The sequence below is a fragment of the Psychrobacter pacificensis genome, assembly GCF_900101915.1.
Classification (GTDB): Bacteria; Pseudomonadota; Gammaproteobacteria; order Pseudomonadales; family Moraxellaceae; genus Psychrobacter; species Psychrobacter pacificensis.
Window position 1 is genome coordinate 1 of record NZ_FNAL01000024.1, and the last position, 16374, is coordinate 16374.

Genomic DNA, 16374 nt, shown 5'->3' on the forward strand with positions numbered 1-16374 from the left:
ATTACTTTAAGCACAACATTAACAGCAGCATATTCTACAACTGGTGCAAACAAACCCTAATCCCAAGTCTTAAAACCAAATGCGTGATTGTGATGGATAACGCTCGATTTCATAAGAAGAAGCGCATTCAAAAGCTACTGAATAGGCATGGTCATCGTATTCTATGGCTGCCACCGTACAGCCCTGATTTGAACCCTATTGAAAAGAAATGGGCACAAGTAAAGTTTCTACGCCAAGGCTGGTTGGAAAACGACTTATCCAAGTTGTTTTATGATGTTTGTCCTAACCATAACAATTTTATTTTGAACTGACTATAGTAATCGCATATATTTCCAGCCTTTAATAGCAGAATGAAAAATAAACATAAGTTTTGTTTTTTATTAGCAAAATAACAATAAGTAAGTCTATTATTTGATACTTAATCTCTGATATCGCGTGAATATAAACATATAGGTAATTTTCTAATAATTTATTCATAAAAACTAAAAACCCCGCTATTAACGGGATTTTTAATTCAAAGATACTTGTTCAAATCTCTATCTTTTAAACAAAAAAAAGAGCCTATAAGTATAGGCTCTAATGACTTTTCTCTACACTATCAGGTTATTGTATTCCTAAAACGGGATATCATCGTCTACAGGGCCATCTGACATTGCCGTAGGCTTAGATTGCGCGGGTTGATTAAACTGATTTTGCGGCGCAGGTGCATTTTGGTTATTAAAGCTGTTCTGACCGCCACTCGGTTGGTTATTGTAGCCGCCTTGCTGTGCTGGCTGGCTACCTGCTTGCTGACCGAAATTATTTTGGTTGCTTTGACCGCCTCGGTTGCCGTAACTGTTTGAGTTCTGTCCACCTTGATTGTTACTAAAGCCTCCATTATCGCTTTGGCCACCACTCATACCATCAAGCATCTGCATTTGCTCAGCACGAATCTCAGTGATATAACGGTCTTGACCGTTCTGGTCTTGGTACTTCCGCGTACGCAAGCTGCCTTCGATATAGACCTTGCTGCCTTTACGCAGATACTGTGCAGCGATTTCACCCAAACGATTAAACAGTGAGATACGATGCCACTCTGTCGCTTCTCTTTTTTCACCGCTTTGTTTATCCGTCCACTGCTCAGATGTCGCAACCGAGATATTAGTCACGCTACCGCCATTATTGAACTGGCGTGCCTCAGGATCCGCACCAAGATTACCGATGATGATGACTTTATTAACTCCGCGCATGATACCGTCCTTTTACTTATGAATAATTATTCGATAGAAAAAATGATTCCTATCAATGATATGATTTTACTTTAACCAATTTTTGTTTAAATATCTAGCAGGTTTTATTAATATACGACAACAAATGTCGCCTAGACATATTAATTAAGATTTAAAATTTTAATAGATAAAGATGCTGTTATTTTGCCATTTTAAAACGCTGATGAAAACTTTCAAACTATATCAATTCTGGTTAGCACCTTGATTGCTATCACGTAATTTAGAGGAAGAGTTCTTGCGATGCATACTTAATGTCACGCTGCCAAGCTCGACGCCAAACTTTGTCATCACTGAACGATTGAGCATGACATCGTCATTAATGAGATACATCCAATCGTCAAAATTCACTTTGTAGGTTTTGTCCTCGACTGGCAGATTTAATACATAATCCCAATGCAGGGTATTGCCTACCACATCGCCTGTTGCCTCGCCAACGACGTCGTCTGCTGTACCAATCCAGCGTCCATTACTTTTCTCAGTCAGTCGCCATATACGCTGCGATTTTGACCCATCTGCCCACGAAAATTTTTCGTCCAGAATTATGACATCATCGCCTTCGTGAGTCGCATCGATATCGACATAAAAGCGTTTTTTGACCTCACCATCACGCCCTTGGAACATGCCCCACCCCTCGATTTGACCTGAGAAAAACTTATGCATATCAAGCGTTGGTGTGGTGTTCTGATAGGCTTGAATATTTTGCGTGGCACAGCCAGAGGTCAGTAGCGCGACTGAAAGTCCAAAACCTATCGCCAGCTTATTAAACTTACTCATATCAATTCCTTTTAAATAGAGATAAATATCTGACACTCACCGATTGATGATTATCTATACGCTACACGATCTATACGGCTGCTGCCCATTCAATTCTGCCTATTTGCCCTTATTTCTATAAATTTGGGTCTCTGCCGCTATTTAAATATCTAACGGACTTTGCGCCAAACTCGATAACTGCTGACGTGAATCATCCGTCAGTTGGGTCTTGTCTAATTTTAAATAAGCGACCTGCTCTTTTGCCATAACGACCAACTCATCCACGCCATCAACTGCCAGCATCTGCCGAGACCAATCTTGGATATTGATGTTTTTAGGAATGGTTACTGTCGTGCTCGACAGATAAGGTGGCTGGGCAATGGGTATAATCAGCAGCAATGCGATGCCCATGACAAGTGACAACAGCCCCCATGCCAGCAAGTTAGACTGATTCAATAGCAGCCCGCCCATCGCGCCACCAACGAACGCACCTAAAAACTGGCTCGATGAATTAAGCCCCATCGCGGTTGCTTTATTGGCGACTGGGGCGCGCTTGGATATCCACGAAGGAATAGTGGCCTCAAGTAAGTTAAAACCCATAAAATAGAGCAATAAACCTACAATAATACCAACCCCAATCTGGCTACCAAAGGCAAGAAATGCCAAGGCTGCGGTCATTACGGCAATGGCGCTCAAAAATACTTGGCGCATTTTACGTTTCTTTTCAGCGATGATAATAAAGGGAATGGCGACGGCAAAGCCGACAAACAATAGCGGCAAGTAGACCAAGCCCTGCTGACGTACCGATAGACCCATCACCTCTGTGAGCTGATGCGGCAAGATCACAAATATCGCTGTCATGGTCAAATGCAGCGCAAAAATTCCAACGTGCAAACGGTTTAAGTCGCCGATTTTGAGCACAGTAGCGAGTTGCTCACCGATCGATTTGTTATCCAGATTGTGCTTGAGCACGCGCATTGGCGTGGGTACGACAAAAAGTAGCAGCATCGCTAAAATAGCAAATCCTGCCGTCAACCAAAACAATCCTGAGATACCAAGCGAGCCTACTAATAACGGCCCAAAGGCAAAGGCGAGCATGATGGAGGTAGCAATAGTCAAGCCCATCGTCGCCATTGCCTTGGTGCGCATCTCCTCGCGGGTGACGTCGGCAAGCAATGCCATGAGCACCGCAGAAACCGCGCCGCTCCCTGCCAGCGCGCGCCCGATGATCACCTGATAAATATCAGTGGCATTGGCGGCAATAATACCGCCCGCCGCAAACAGTATCAGCCCAAGCATGATAATCGGCTTACGCGGAAACTTATCGGCGGCAAGGCTCATCGGTATCTGAAAGATCGCCTGACCCAGTCCGTAGATACCAACTGCCAAGCCAATCAAAAACGGCGTCGCGTGTGCATAATTGTCACCATAAACAGAAAACACCGGCACAATCATAAACAAGCCAATCATACGCAAGGCAAAGATGCCACCGACTCCGAGGATTGCCCGTTTCTCTACGCTATTCATACTTGCCTCACTGATTGATCATTGCTGTTTTTCACTGTTGGTACTTGTACTGCACCATGACTTATCACTACTGGTTTATCAAGACACTGGCCTATAAATCAAGCCCCCTAGTATAAGACATTCGCCGTTTGGTTGCCGAGACTTTTGTCTTACTGACGCCCCCGCCTATAGCGCATCAACCCAAGCCATTCATACTACGCAATTATTTTGTTACCAACTGCGTCAGATGCGCAATCACACCTTGAATAATGCGGTCGCTATAACAATAAAGTAAGGCGTTATAAACATTATTATTCATTAGCTCGAACGACAGTTCAAACGACAAACTCCTCTGTAAAATGACATTTTTGGTCAAAACCATAACAAACGATGCCTGTTACTTAACAGGGGTTTGATTTAGATTTGCTTAGTCGAACAGAAATCAATCGCATCAAAGACTGCAAAATAAGCAAACAGTAAATTGGCATGTATAGCCCTTACTTCACGAACGTATGAACACTTTATAAAAGCACTATTTATAACCATATTTTTTATAACAGAGCTATTTATAACGACATTATAAATTTAGAAATCATTCGCGTTTTTAACCCATAATTTTACTGATCTGTATTTACCTTTTCATTTGAGATATTTCCAATACTCTTTTAGCAAATAGGAAACCCATAAACGATGGCACATGACCATATCGCAATACGCGGCGCACGTACTCATAATTTAAAAAACATTGATTTAGACATTCCACGAGATAAATTCGTGGTAATCACTGGCTTGTCTGGCTCTGGTAAGTCGTCACTGGCATTCGATACGCTTTATGCTGAAGGGCAACGTCGCTATGTCGAGAGTTTGTCAGCATATGCGCGTCAGTTCTTATCGCAGATGGAAAAGCCGGAAGTCGATAGCATCGAGGGTCTCTCTCCTGCGATTGCTATTGAGCAAAAATCGACCAACCATAACCCGCGCTCAACTGTTGGGACGATTACCGAGATTTATGATTATCTGCGTCTATTATACGCGCGTATCGGCACGCCTTATTGCCCAGAGCATGGCGAACCTATGGTGGCGCAGTCGGTGACCGAGATGGTCGATCAGGTTATGGCACTCCCCGATGAGACCAAGCTTATGATCCTTGCGCCAGTAGTGCGTGAGCGTAAAGGAGAGCATACAGTGCTGCTTGAGCAATTGATCGGACAAGGGTTTGTCCGTGTACGCGTCGATGGCGACGTGTACGATACCGATGAGCTACCAACACTGGATAAAAAGAAAAAGCACACCATCGAAGTGGTGGTTGACCGCTTTAAGGTTCGTGATGATTTGGGTAACCGTGTCGCTGAGAGCTTGGAGACCGCGCTACGTTTGGGACAAGGTCTAGTGACGCTGCACTTTATGGATGGCAATCCTACTGAGGGCGGCTCTGATAATCAAGTGATGTCTGCCAAGCACAGCTGTCCGATTTGTGATCGCGCTGTACCTGAGCTTGAGCCGCGCATGTTTAGTTTTAACAACCCCTACGGTGCTTGCCCAACTTGTGATGGACTCGGTAAGCGTCAGTATTTCTCTGCTGAAAAACTTATTACTCACCATGAAAAATCGCTTAATCAAGGCGCGATCAATGGTTGGGATAAACGTCATGCCTACTATTTTGGTTTGCTGAGCACGGTCTGTAAGCATTTTAATATCGATATGGATATGCCGTGGCAAGACCTGAGCAAAGCGCATCAAGACATCATCATGCAGGGTTCTGGCAAAGAAAAGCTCACCTTTAACTTTACCGATGAGCGCGGACGTAAAACCAATAAAACCGTTCCTTTTGAAGGCGTACTACCCTATCTTGAGCGCCGTTATGCCAAAACGCAAAGCAACTTAGTGCGGGACGAGCTGGCAAAGTATCTGGCTGACACCACGTGTAACGTTTGCGATGGCGCGCGCCTCAATGAAATCTCGCGTAACGTGCGTGTCGATGACCAGACCATCGCTGACATCGTTAAGCTCTCTATCGGTGATTCTGCTGATTATTATAAAACGCTAAAAATTGGCGGTCATAAAGGTGAGGTGGCAGAGAAGATCTTTAAAGAGATTAACGAGCGCTTAAACTTCCTCGTGAGCGTTGGCCTCGATTATCTGACCCTAGCGCGCTCTGCCGAAACCCTATCCGGCGGTGAAGCACAGCGTATTCGTTTGGCCAGTCAAATTGGTGCGGGTCTGATGGGCGTGATGTATGTCCTTGATGAGCCGTCCATTGGCTTGCATCAGCGTGATAACGACCGCTTGCTTAAAACTTTAACACGCCTGCGTGATTTAGGTAATACCGTACTGGTCGTTGAGCACGATGAAGATGCGATTCGTCAAGCGGATCACGTCATCGATATCGGTATTGGGGCTGGCGTACACGGTGGTCATATCATCGCCGAGGGTACGGTCGATGAAGTGATGGCAACGCCAGACTCGCTCACCGGACAATATATGTCGGGCGAAAAACGCATTGAGATACCAAAAGTGCGGCATAAAGCCAAAACCGTAGAGGTCGAGGTTAAAGGTAAAGCAACAGCCAAAACTAAAAAGGTACCGATGACGATCGAGCTCAAAGGCGCCTCAGGCAACAACCTAAAAGACGTCGATCTGAGCCTGCCCGTTGGGGTGATGACTTGTGTAACGGGCGTATCCGGTTCTGGCAAATCAACCTTGATCAACCGTACGCTTATGCCATTGGCAGCGACGCAGTTAAATAACGCCTCAACGCTAATCGCGGATAAGCATGACAGCATTAGCGGTCTTGAGCATTTGGATAAAATGGTCGATATCGACCAAAGCCCAATTGGTCGTACCCCGCGCTCCAATCCTGCGACTTATACTGGCGTCTTCACTCCCGTGCGTGAGATGTTCGCGCAAACCCCTGAAGCCCGCGCACGTGGTTATAAAGCTGGGCGCTTTAGCTTCAACGTCAAAGGCGGACGCTGTGAGATGTGCCAAGGCGACGGTCTCATCAAAGTTGAGATGCATTTCTTACCGGATATGTATGTGCCTTGTGACACCTGTGAAGGCAAGCGTTATAACCGCGAGACCTTAGAGATTCACTATAAAGGCAAAACCATCGCTGACGTGCTCGAGATGACGGTAGAGGACGCCACTGAGTTCTTCTCGGCGATTCCAGCGATCTATCGTCGCCTGCAAGCGCTCATGGATGTAGGGCTTAGCTACATTCGCTTGGGTCAATCCGCGCCTACCCTATCGGGCGGTGAAGCGCAGCGAGTGAAACTGGCACGCGAGCTTGCCAAACGCGACACGGGACAGACGCTATATATCTTGGATGAGCCGACCACTGGCCTGCATTTCCATGATATTGATAAGCTGCTCAACATCTTGCATGCGCTACGCGATAAAGGTAACACCATCGTGGTCATCGAGCATAATTTGGATGTTATCAAAACCGCGGATTGGGTCATTGATCTTGGCCCTGAAGGCGGTAAAGGCGGCGGCATGATTATCGCGGAGGGTACGCCAGAAGATGTCGCAGAGGTCGAAGGCTCACACACGGGTGAGTTTTTGAAGCCGATGCTTACGCAGGTGGTTTCTGAGGCGGGTTAGTTTAGTTAATTGTTTGGTTTTAATTTAAAGGCTGCTCTTTTAGGGTGGCCTTTTTTGTTCACTTAGTATCAAGCTACTTCAAATAAAATCCATTTTTAATATAATTAGAATAACTTAGTCTGCTCTAATATAGAATTTTCAGGATATGAAGATACAGAGTGAATATCAATTAATTGGTTTAATATTTTCATATCTAATACATCAGGCATAGTTAATTCGAATTTTTTACTTTTAACTTTTTCTCTTAATTCCATCAAATATCGTCCCAAAGCATTTGTTCCTATATAATAGCCATTTTGAAAAGTAGCACCCCAAACTTTATCTTTATCGGAATACTCAACTATTGGATAGTCACCTGTTGACAAAAGCACCTCAGAAAACCGATCAAAGTTTTGAAAAAGTTTTAATTCGATACAAAATCTCATTATCTTAAACCTAACTTGATTCCAGTCTGCTCTAGTTAAATCAATATGCTCCCTTCCATATTTTTTAGCTGATATAGGGCTTCTATGCAAAATGATCTGATGTTGAATTTCAGGATGATTAGGAAACCGTAGGGCTTGGTATAGTGCTTCTGAGGTCTTAAGCTTGGTTTGATTAATATATATGGGAAAATTCGGAGCCATATTTGATAAAGCTCCAAACTCACCTTTTGTGCTTTTAAACGTTACACACTCACTACTCTTGTAGTGGCGTATACTCAAACTCATATCACACTCCTCTATTTTTTACAGGGAATAGCGGATACCAATCATTAGCTTCCCACCAAAAAACTATGGGACAAGTATTTGATATATTTCTCCAAGTAAAAAAGTGGCTACCAGTTCCTAGTGTTTTGTTTGATGGATTAGTCATACCTAGCGGTCTTATACTTTCTACCGTGAGATTTTGAGTATTATGTATTAGATCTATTCCCTTTCTTAGTAAAATATTTTCATACCTATCTCTAGACTGAGGACTACTATAAAATTCTTCTGTTATGGGTAAGTGTAATGGTCTGAATGCAATATTCTCGTTTCTCATAGGGTAATCACGCACAAAAGAACCCTCAAGAAAATCAAGGAAATTCAAACCTTCTTCATTTTTCTTAGGATAAACAATGTTAAGCTTAGATCCTGTTTCCTTTATATTGTTTTCAAAATCTAAATACATATATGCTTTAATTCTTTCACTAACATTCCAACTCAAAGCCTGATTGAGAGAGTACTTAGTATTTTTCCAGCCTAAACTATGTAACCCTATAAATAAACAAACTATTTCTACATTTGAATTTTTAAAGCCACCATCGAGAGCATGATGTTCTATTTCCTTAATAATATTTCTTTTGAATGTTCCACCCGATGCTAAAAGATCATCAATATAGATCCAGTATTTAACATCACCTAAAGGAAAGTCTTTTATAGACTTTCCAAATTTATCTTTAAATATCTCATCTAATAATATTAATATTTCAGTTTGACTTTTTTTCGAACCTTGGCATTGAATTATCTGAGCGTCAAGAAGGAAATTATACAAATTTTCATATCCTAAATCCACAGATACCTTTGTCAATACTACATCTAAAAACTTTAGCATGAAAGCTTTTGAAAAATAACTTTTTGGCAAAATATGTAGAAGCTCTGATAGCAAGAACTCTCTATCATTTTCATCAAACTGATTTACCCAATTTATAACATGTTCAGGTGTCATTACAGTATTATAAAAACATCCATCTATGTCATCTTCTCGATAGCATAAGATGATTTCAGAGATTTGATGAGCTAATTCTTCCATATTCTTAACCTTCATCTAATTATAAACTTATGTGCAGGTATTGTAGAACAAACTCTATCTCTGATGAAAGAAAAACATTCAAAATATTACTACACTATCCTAATTCACCCTAAATAAAATCCCGCTCAACATTCATCACCCTTGCATCCACCGTGCGTTCTATTTTTTTTTCGATCTGACTGCATTGCGACTCGATGTCCCGTTTATAGAGTCCGACTATAACGAATGTCCATTCGCTGGCGTCATGCCGATCGCGCGCGCCGCTTTCGCACACCGCAACGCTTGGCGTATTGCCAAAACGTGCGTGCAGGCCGCCCATACGTTGGCGTTTTTCTTTTAATGAGCTACAACCAGGTAGCGCAAAAGTCAGCGTTAAGATAGCGATATGCATTTTATTCTCCTTGTGACAGTGGTTTACGCTTTATAATAGTAGCAAATAAGCAAGGCAAGTTATGCTATCTTTACCTCTATCCATATCGATATCGCAGCCAATATGCACATTCCTCCAATGACTTCTATCAGCTACGTACAGCAGCAACGCATCACTCGACTCTGCGTGCGCTGCGGCTTACTCCTTATGCAGTATGGCGCTGAGTCTGCCGTGGTAGTGGACTTATCGAAGCGTTTGGGGTTTGCATTGGGAATGAGTAGCGTCGAGTGTTCGCTAAATTTTAATGCGATCACTTTGACGACTATCTGTGATGAGCGCTGTATTACCACCACCCGAGATACGATCAATCAGAGTATCAATGTCAATTTATTGGTACAAATTCAGCAAATCGTCAATAAAACCGAAGCTACTGTCGATCGCAATGAGTTGATTGACCGCACAACGCTTGCGTTTGATGAGTTGGATAAAACCGTATATCCGACATGGCTAGTCAGTATATTTGTTGGTGCGTCATGTGCAGCGTTTGCTTATTTAAATGGCGGCAGTTGGTCGATTACCGCCGTAACCTTTATCGCTGGTATGGTGGCAATGTTCACCCGCATCTACTTAGCAAAGCACCACTTCAATCCCTTTATCACCGTCATCGTGACGGCTTTTATTGCCTCGCTCATTGGCGCGACGACCTATTATTTTGATATTGGCAATAATGCCGATATTGCCGTGGCTTCTAGCGTGTTGCTACTGATTCCAAGCTTTCCGCTGATTAACTCTTTGTCCGATATCTTAAAGGGCTATGTCAATATTGGGATTGGTCGTGCCGTCTTTACCTATATGCTGACCTTATCCGCGTGCGTTGGCATCGTGATGGCGCTGATGTTACTACGCATACAGCACTGGGGGTTTTAGATGTGGTTTATTGAGACCGTTGTGCTGTCGTGTATTATCACCCTTGGTTGGACGCTGATGTTTAGCGTGCCCAAACGCTATATTTTGCCGTGTCTGCTGATGACGGCGTTTGGCTTTGGGTTAAAAACGGCGCTGGTCTATCAGCATATACATCTGGTGGTGGCCAGCTTTTTTGGCGCGATGCTCGCCAGCTTTTTGGGGGTGTACTTTTCTAAAAAATACACCCTACCGCCCAAAGCGTTAATCTCACCCAGCGTCATCTGTATGATGCCAGGTATCGCCGCTTATAAGGCGATGGTCAGTATGGTGCAGATTGGTTACTTTGGCTTTTCAGACGAGTTATTTAGCCAAATGATGGTGTATTTATTCGAAGCCTTGTTTGTGACCTCAGGGTTGGTGCTGGGTCTGTCCATTCCTGGGTTGTTATTTTATAGACGTCGCGCCATTGTTTAGGTATCGTTTATAGTATGTTGGGTCCTTGCCCATTTTCTTCATAGCGGCTGTTTATGTTGTACTATACCCACAGTGGTCGGTTGCACTCTGCCGCGAAAATACTCAAGACAGCACTTATCAATCATACATACAAGGATAAAACATGAGCAAACATTATGATTATATCGCCATTGGTGGCGGTAGCGGCGGTATTGCCTCAATCAACCGCGCGGCCAGCTACGGCAAAAAATGCGCCATTATCGAAGCGGATGAATTAGGCGGCACTTGCGTCAATTGGGGCTGCGTACCCAAAAAGGTGATGTGGTACGGCGCGCAAGTCGCCGAGGCGATTGAGAAGTACGCGCCAGACTACGGATTCGAGGTTGAGTTAAAGAATTTCGATTTTCAAAAACTCATTCAAAGCCGTCAGCAGTACATCGAGAATATCCATCGCGCTTATGACAATAACTTAGCCAAAAACGGCGTGGAAGTGATTAAAGGCTTTGCTAAATTCGTCGATACCAATACGGTTGAGGTCAATGGCGAGCAAATCACTGCTGACCATATTTTGATTGCGACGGGCGGTCATCCTATTTTCCCTGATATCCCAGGCGCAGAGCACGGTATCGATTCTGATGGTTTTTTTAAATTGACTCATTTGCCCAAACGCGTCGCTATCGCAGGCGCAGGTTATATCGCTGTTGAAATCGCAGGCGTGCTGAACAGCCTCGGCGCTGAGGTACATCTATACGTGCGTCAGCATTCTCCGCTACGCTCGTTTGATCACACTATCGTTGAGGCGCTGCTGATAGAGATGGAGCAAGACGGTATTCATTTGCACACCAACACTACGCTCACTGAGGTCAATAAAAACGAAGATGGCAGCTTAGAGCTATTTACCAAAGATGGTACGCTAGATACGGTTGATTGTCTGATTTGGGCGATTGGGCGCGCGCCTTCAACCGACAACATCAACCTACAAGTAACGGGCGTAGAAACCACCGAGTTTGGCAAAATCAAAGTCGATAAATTCCAAAATACCAATGTCGATGGTATTTACGCGGTCGGTGACATTATCGAAAACAGCATTGATCTGACACCAGTTGCCATCGCCGCTGGTAGGCGTCTGTCTGAGCGCTTGTTTAACAACAAGACCGATGAGCATTTGGTTTATGATTTGATACCGACGGTTATATTTACTCATCCCGCTATCGGTACTATTGGCTTATCTGAGATTGACGCGGTCAAGCTACATGGCAAAGACAACATTAAGTGCTACACCTCGACCTTTACCTCGATGTATAGCGCCGTGACTCAGCATCGCCAAAAGTGCGTAATGAAGCTGGTATGCTTAGGTGAGGAGGAAAAAATCATCGGCTTACATGGCATCGGTTACGGTGTCGATGAGATGCTGCAAGGGTTTGCCGTAGCAGTGAAGATGGGCGCGACCAAAGCAGACTTTGATAATACCGTTGCTATTCATCCAACCGGTGCAGAAGAGTTTGTGACGATGCGTTAGACAGACTGAATGAGAAGAAAGGCTATTTTTAACAAATGGCCTTTTTTATTGTCTATTTTTGCTTTAGTGTAAAACCACATACAGACAGCACAATCCTGATACTGCTATGATGCGTTTAATAATGACCGTTGCGAGATGACTGTGTGGCAGGTGTACCTTTTTATATTACCCGTGGGCTTAGGCATCATGACCTTGGCAGGAAGTTTGCTATTTTTATTCGCTTTTCTCATGTCTGATGATAATGCCACGCGCGTGCCCGCCTTTAATTGGTTTAAGCGCTTAATCATTGTGGCATTTATCTTACTCAGCATTGGGCTGTTTATGACCTTTGGGCATTTTTGGGGGCCATCAAGATAGGGGCTATGCACTGACCCTTTTTTCTAACTCCAATAACTCTAAGTCTTCACGTTTTGGCTCGCCATTATTACCATCGTTGGGAAACGGTATTTTATTACCATTTAACTGATAGCCACGGCGCTGATAGTAAGCCAAAAGCTCAGGCCGATGACTTAAGATAGACATGGTCAGGCGGCTGGGCTGGTTCTGTGACTGCAAGTGACGATCTGCAAAAGTCTCTGCCGCTTGTAAGAGGACGTTCCCTATGCCCTGCCCTTGTAGTTCAGGATGTACCGCAAACATACCGATATAGGCTTTTTTGTTTGAGTTGGCATCAGTTTTTATATCGACAGCGATACAACCAAGTATTTCACCTGTCTCTTTTGCATCACGCTCACCTGTCGTGGTTTTTGGATAGACAAACAGATAGTGTGTGGGATTATTAATCGTACTCGCCAGCTCCTCTGCCGTGATACGGATACCGCCGACTAAGTCAGCCTCATTGGTCCAGCCCGCTGTCTCTCGATAGCAGCAGTTTAATAACCGCTCAAGTGCGCCAATATCACTCGCGTCAGCCTGACGTAAAAATACGGCATCTTTGCTCAAATGGCTTTCGTTCATATTATAGTGTTCCTTTTTTATTTATAAAAAAACTGGCCTAGTTTCCTAAGCCAGCTTAAATACTAATACTTATCTGTCTATAGTACTAGCGCGATAATGCATGCGCCTGATCAACCATATCAAACCCTGCATTAAGCTGTGCGCGCGTTGGTGCATGACCTCGGCGTAATAGTTCAGAGAAAGCAACCAGCTCTTTATCACGTCCAAGCGTACTTGCCGCACTCGCACGTGTATCCGCGCCTTCGTCATCAAAATAATATTCGATATAGTCGAGCGTATCTGGTGTTCCAAATAGGATATTGTGATCGGGCGTTGCCGCATGACCGCTATAGCGTAGGCTTTTGCCATATTGCATGGTCCAAAAGAAGGGAATGCGCGCCTCTAGCGAATCGACATTGTCATTATTTAGGATTGCAGCGGCTGTGACCATACCGTGTTGTAATGCAACGCGCCAATGCTCAATACGCATACGACCCATTTGGTTGGTAGGTTTGGCAATATCACCGAGCGCATAGATACCATCGCGCAGCTGTAGATGAGCGTCAACTTGCACACCATCTGGATCATTGACCTCATGCAATATCTCTGTGCGCGGGGACACACCTGTACCTAAGACCACAATATCAGCATCAATATGCTCGCCATTCGCCAACGTCACGCCGCCTACATTTGAGAAAGCCTGATTATTGCTATCTCCATCCTTGTCCACTTGACGCTCAATCTTAGTGATTTCATTGACGGTCGCGTCAAACACAAAGTTAATGCCCTTCTCTTCATGTAGCTTAATTAAGGCGTTACTCACCGTTTCTGAGACGATATTGCTCATTACACGGCTGCCTTGTCCAATCACGGTAATAGAAGCAGTCGTGCCTGCTTGTGCCAATGCCGAAGCGGTCTCCATACCGATAAAACCTGTACCGATAATCACCACGCGCTGGTCATGACTGGCCGCTTTGATCAATTTGGCATCTGCCATGCTACGCAAGGTATAGACGCCATCTGTCTCTGCTCCTTTGATAGGCGGAGTGATCGGCGACGCCCCTGTTGCCACCACTAAGAAGTCCGCTGTCTGCCGCGTGCTGTCGCCGTTTTCATTTTTTATGACAATGGTCGCCTCATTGGGCAATACTTCGCTGACCGTTTGATTCAGGTGCAGATCAATATCGTTGCTACTCGCCCAATCTGATCCGCCCAATAATAGCTTATCTTCATCCATGTTCCCTGCCAAAAATGCTTTCGATAATAATGGGCGGTTATAAGGAGCTTTGTCATCTTTGCTAATCATGGTGATTTTGCCGCCATAGCCACCTTGGCGCAACTGATGCGCGGTCATAAACCCAGCACCGCCGCCACCGACGATAATGGTGTGAGTGTCCGTCAATTTGTCGTTTTCTATCGGCTTGTTTATCGTGGCTGAGGTATCAACCGTCACATTGTCACCGTCATTGATAAGCTCATACTGCGTCAGACCTTCTGTCGCTATTGGTTCTAGAAGCGACCCATCGCGGCTATCAAAACTCGCATGATGCCAAGGACAAACCACTCGATGACCGCAGCGTAATCCATCACCCAAATTTGCACCCGCATGCGGGCATTTACCATCGAACGCATGGAACTCATCGTCATCACGAGTGATTAAAATGATACTATCGTCGTCTTGCTTGTACGATTTCATTCCGCCATTTGGAATATCCGATTTTGTTATCGTGACTGTGTTGATCATCGCCTTGGTCATAATGCTTCCTTAACAGTTATAATGAGTTCCTGATGACGGCGTGTTGAAAATAGCCCTAACCATTCAGAGCGATTCAACCTACCTTATTATTTTTAGCGTTCTATAGATTGATAGTAGCAAGACCATTTGACACACGATGTTTTTTTGTATGCGTGCTGCGTTGCAAAACGTAATTGCGCCGTTTTTATCAGCGTCTTTGCTATCTCCATTTATTATAAATAAACACAATAAAAGACTATTTTATGACTCCTCAAGACACCTCTAACGATATTGAAAACAACTCCGCTCCTCAGTCCGTCTTAGATAGCGACTCAGATAGCGATACAAATAATCAGGCTGCCGACAGTTTTGATCTCAGTGATATTGATATTGCCGCTGTCACTGACACCGCAAACTTACCGCAGCCAAAGCCTCAACCGATACAGCGAGCTACTTATAAAGCAGATGCTACCGACTTTGTGGTCAACGAAATACTCCCGCTGGAGTTGACAGGTGATGGTGAGCATCTATGGCTGCATATTAAAAAACTAGGCATGAACACCGCGTATCTGGCAAAACTGTTGTCAGAGTGGGCAGACATACCGCTACGTGATGTCGGTTACTCAGGACTGAAGGATCGTCATGCGGTGACGACCCAGTGGTTTAGCCTGCGTATACCCAAAAAGCAGTTGCCGCCTACGGAGTTTGCGCCGATAGATATTGGCGAGCATGAATCTGTCGTTATTCTGGCGCAGCACTGGCATAATAAAAAGCTCAATCGCGGTACCCACCGTGCCAATCAATTTATCATTACCTTGCGTGATATTGAGTTTACGAATGATGATGAAAACACTGAATCAACTGAGCAATCGTTATCCACTCAGCAGACCGCTAAGCAACGCGTCGAGGAGCATTTAGCACGCATCGATGAAACAGGTGTGCCTAACTACTTTGGCCCACAGCGTTTTGGTCGTCAGGGTAATAATGTCAGAGAAGCGTTGGCGCTATTTGCCCGTCCAGCGCGCGAGCCAAAGCCGCAACCCAAAAAGAGCAAACGCAAACGTGCGCCGCGCGAGCAAAATACGATGGAGCTGTCGGCAGCCCGTAGCTTGATATTCAATGAGATATTGGCAGCGCGAGTTCGTAATGGCAGCTGGGACGCTGGCCTAGCAGGGGAAGTATTTAATCTGGATGGTTCGGGGTCGATATTTACCAGTGAGGAGATAGACGATACGTTACGCGCTCGTATGAGTAGCGGCGATATTCATCCAACTGCCGTATTGTGGGGTACAGGTAACGATAAAGTCAGTGGCAGTGCAGCCGCGTTAGAAAACGAAGTTGTACAACACAGCCCATTACTCATGCAGCTAGCAACGGGATTGGAGCAGCGTGATATCAAAGCACAAAGACGCCCGTTAAGACTGCCTATTGAGCAATTAAGCTGGGAGTGGCGGGATGAGCAGATATTGGTATTGAGCTTTACGTTGACCACTGGTAGCTTTGCCACTAGCGTGCTAGCAAGTTTGGTTCAGCAGATGGATTCATGATTGAG

15 protein-coding genes are annotated in these 16374 nt (G+C 44.5%); 7 read left to right on the forward strand and 8 right to left on the reverse strand.

Annotated features, from left to right (window positions below):
• On the forward strand, window positions 1–311 hold a 311-nt coding region (locus BLR43_RS11475; RefSeq protein ID WP_208855959.1), incomplete at its 5' end, for a transposase.
• A 303-nt stretch (window positions 312–614) separates the two neighbouring features.
• On the opposite strand, the gene ssb is transcribed toward BLR43_RS11475, so the two are convergent.
• The 3 genes from ssb to BLR43_RS11490 all read right to left on the reverse strand — a co-directional run bounded on the left by ssb (window position 615) and on the right by BLR43_RS11490 (window position 3548).
• Entirely contained in the window at window positions 615–1229 is a 615-nt protein-coding gene (gene ssb, locus BLR43_RS11480) for a single-stranded DNA-binding protein (protein ID WP_093071191.1), read from the reverse strand.
• A 222-nt stretch (window positions 1230–1451) separates the two neighbouring features.
• Window positions 1452–2042 carry a DUF3833 domain-containing protein gene (locus tag BLR43_RS11485; protein WP_093071193.1) on the reverse strand — a complete coding sequence of 197 codons (591 nt, stop codon included), beginning with the start codon at window positions 2040–2042 and terminating at the stop codon, window positions 1452–1454.
• A gap of 141 nt (window positions 2043–2183) precedes the next feature.
• A complete protein-coding gene (locus tag BLR43_RS11490; RefSeq protein WP_093071196.1) occupies window positions 2184–3548 on the reverse strand; it encodes an MFS transporter in 1365 nt (454 codons plus the stop codon).
• 669 nt (window positions 3549–4217) lie between these two features.
• Here BLR43_RS11490 and uvrA point away from each other — a divergent pair.
• A complete protein-coding gene (uvrA, locus tag BLR43_RS11495) occupies window positions 4218–7130 on the forward strand; it encodes an excinuclease ABC subunit UvrA (RefSeq protein ID WP_093071198.1) in 2913 nt (970 codons plus the stop codon).
• Window positions 7131–7234: 104 nt separating this feature from the next.
• On the opposite strand, the gene BLR43_RS11500 is transcribed toward uvrA, so the two are convergent.
• From BLR43_RS11500 to BLR43_RS11510, 3 genes are all read right to left on the reverse strand, one after another.
• A complete protein-coding gene (locus BLR43_RS11500) occupies window positions 7235–7840 on the reverse strand; it encodes a riboflavin biosynthesis intermediates N-glycosidase (protein ID WP_093071200.1) in 606 nt (201 codons plus the stop codon).
• A 1-nt stretch (window position 7841) separates the two neighbouring features.
• Window positions 7842–8903 carry a phosphoribosyltransferase-like anti-phage protein gene (locus BLR43_RS11505; protein ID WP_093071203.1) on the reverse strand — a complete coding sequence of 354 codons (1062 nt, stop codon included), beginning with the start codon at window positions 8901–8903 and terminating at the stop codon, window positions 7842–7844.
• A gap of 109 nt (window positions 8904–9012) precedes the next feature.
• Window positions 9013–9294: a DUF503 domain-containing protein gene (locus BLR43_RS11510; RefSeq protein WP_093071206.1), complete on the reverse strand. Its 282-nt coding sequence runs from the start codon at window positions 9292–9294 to the stop codon at window positions 9013–9015.
• A 117-nt stretch (window positions 9295–9411) separates the two neighbouring features.
• On the opposite strand from BLR43_RS11510, the gene BLR43_RS11515 reads away from it, so the two are divergent.
• The 4 genes from BLR43_RS11515 to BLR43_RS11530 all read left to right on the forward strand — a co-directional run bounded on the left by BLR43_RS11515 (window position 9412) and on the right by BLR43_RS11530 (window position 12508).
• Window positions 9412–10200 carry a threonine/serine exporter family protein gene (locus BLR43_RS11515; protein WP_093071208.1) on the forward strand — a complete coding sequence of 263 codons (789 nt, stop codon included), beginning with the start codon at window positions 9412–9414 and terminating at the stop codon, window positions 10198–10200.
• Window positions 10201–10653, forward strand: coding sequence for a threonine/serine exporter family protein (locus tag BLR43_RS11520; RefSeq protein WP_068037441.1), 453 nt, complete (start codon window positions 10201–10203; stop codon window positions 10651–10653).
• Between the two features lie 142 nt (window positions 10654–10795).
• The gene (gene gorA / locus BLR43_RS11525; protein ID WP_093071211.1) at window positions 10796–12151 is read left to right on the forward strand and encodes a glutathione-disulfide reductase; all 1356 of its coding nucleotides are present in this window, start codon (window positions 10796–10798) and stop codon (window positions 12149–12151) included.
• Between the two features lie 135 nt (window positions 12152–12286).
• On the forward strand, window positions 12287–12508 hold the full coding sequence (locus tag BLR43_RS11530; protein ID WP_093071214.1) for a hypothetical protein: 222 nt from the start codon (window positions 12287–12289) through the stop codon (window positions 12506–12508).
• A 3-nt stretch (window positions 12509–12511) separates the two neighbouring features.
• On the opposite strand, the gene BLR43_RS11535 is transcribed toward BLR43_RS11530, so the two are convergent.
• Both BLR43_RS11535 and BLR43_RS11540 read right to left on the reverse strand, forming a co-directional pair.
• A complete protein-coding gene (locus BLR43_RS11535) occupies window positions 12512–13108 on the reverse strand; it encodes a GNAT family N-acetyltransferase (RefSeq protein ID WP_093071216.1) in 597 nt (198 codons plus the stop codon).
• An 85-nt stretch (window positions 13109–13193) separates the two neighbouring features.
• Window positions 13194–14843: an FAD-dependent oxidoreductase gene (locus BLR43_RS11540; RefSeq protein WP_093071218.1), complete on the reverse strand. Its 1650-nt coding sequence runs from the start codon at window positions 14841–14843 to the stop codon at window positions 13194–13196.
• A 242-nt stretch (window positions 14844–15085) separates the two neighbouring features.
• Between BLR43_RS11540 and truD the strand changes: the two genes are divergently transcribed.
• Entirely contained in the window at window positions 15086–16369 is a 1284-nt protein-coding gene (truD, locus tag BLR43_RS11545) for a tRNA pseudouridine(13) synthase TruD (RefSeq protein WP_093071219.1), read from the forward strand.
• The last annotated feature ends 5 nt before the right edge of the window (window positions 16370–16374 follow it).

Coding starts and splice junctions, on each gene's coding strand:
- BLR43_RS11530 (WP_093071214.1), top strand. CDS start 12,287: ATGACTGTGTGGCAGGTGTACCTTTTTATATTACCCGTGGGCTTAGGC.
- BLR43_RS11490 (WP_093071196.1), bottom strand. CDS start 3,548: ATGAATAGCGTAGAGAAACGGGCAATCCTCGGAGTCGGTGGCATCTTT.
- BLR43_RS11505 (WP_093071203.1), bottom strand. CDS start 8,903: ATGGAAGAATTAGCTCATCAAATCTCTGAAATCATCTTATGCTATCGA.
- gorA (WP_093071211.1), top strand. CDS start 10,796: ATGAGCAAACATTATGATTATATCGCCATTGGTGGCGGTAGCGGCGGT.
- uvrA (WP_093071198.1), top strand. CDS start 4,218: ATGGCACATGACCATATCGCAATACGCGGCGCACGTACTCATAATTTA.
- BLR43_RS11510 (WP_093071206.1), bottom strand. CDS start 9,294: ATGCATATCGCTATCTTAACGCTGACTTTTGCGCTACCTGGTTGTAGC.
- BLR43_RS11485 (WP_093071193.1), bottom strand. CDS start 2,042: ATGAGTAAGTTTAATAAGCTGGCGATAGGTTTTGGACTTTCAGTCGCG.
- truD (WP_093071219.1), top strand. CDS start 15,086: ATGACTCCTCAAGACACCTCTAACGATATTGAAAACAACTCCGCTCCT.
- BLR43_RS11520 (WP_068037441.1), top strand. CDS start 10,201: ATGTGGTTTATTGAGACCGTTGTGCTGTCGTGTATTATCACCCTTGGT.
- ssb (WP_093071191.1), bottom strand. CDS start 1,229: ATGCGCGGAGTTAATAAAGTCATCATCATCGGTAATCTTGGTGCGGAT.
- BLR43_RS11515 (WP_093071208.1), top strand. CDS start 9,412: ATGACTTCTATCAGCTACGTACAGCAGCAACGCATCACTCGACTCTGC.
- BLR43_RS11535 (WP_093071216.1), bottom strand. CDS start 13,108: ATGAACGAAAGCCATTTGAGCAAAGATGCCGTATTTTTACGTCAGGCT.
- BLR43_RS11500 (WP_093071200.1), bottom strand. CDS start 7,840: ATGAGTTTGAGTATACGCCACTACAAGAGTAGTGAGTGTGTAACGTTT.
- BLR43_RS11540 (WP_093071218.1), bottom strand. CDS start 14,843: ATGACCAAGGCGATGATCAACACAGTCACGATAACAAAATCGGATATT.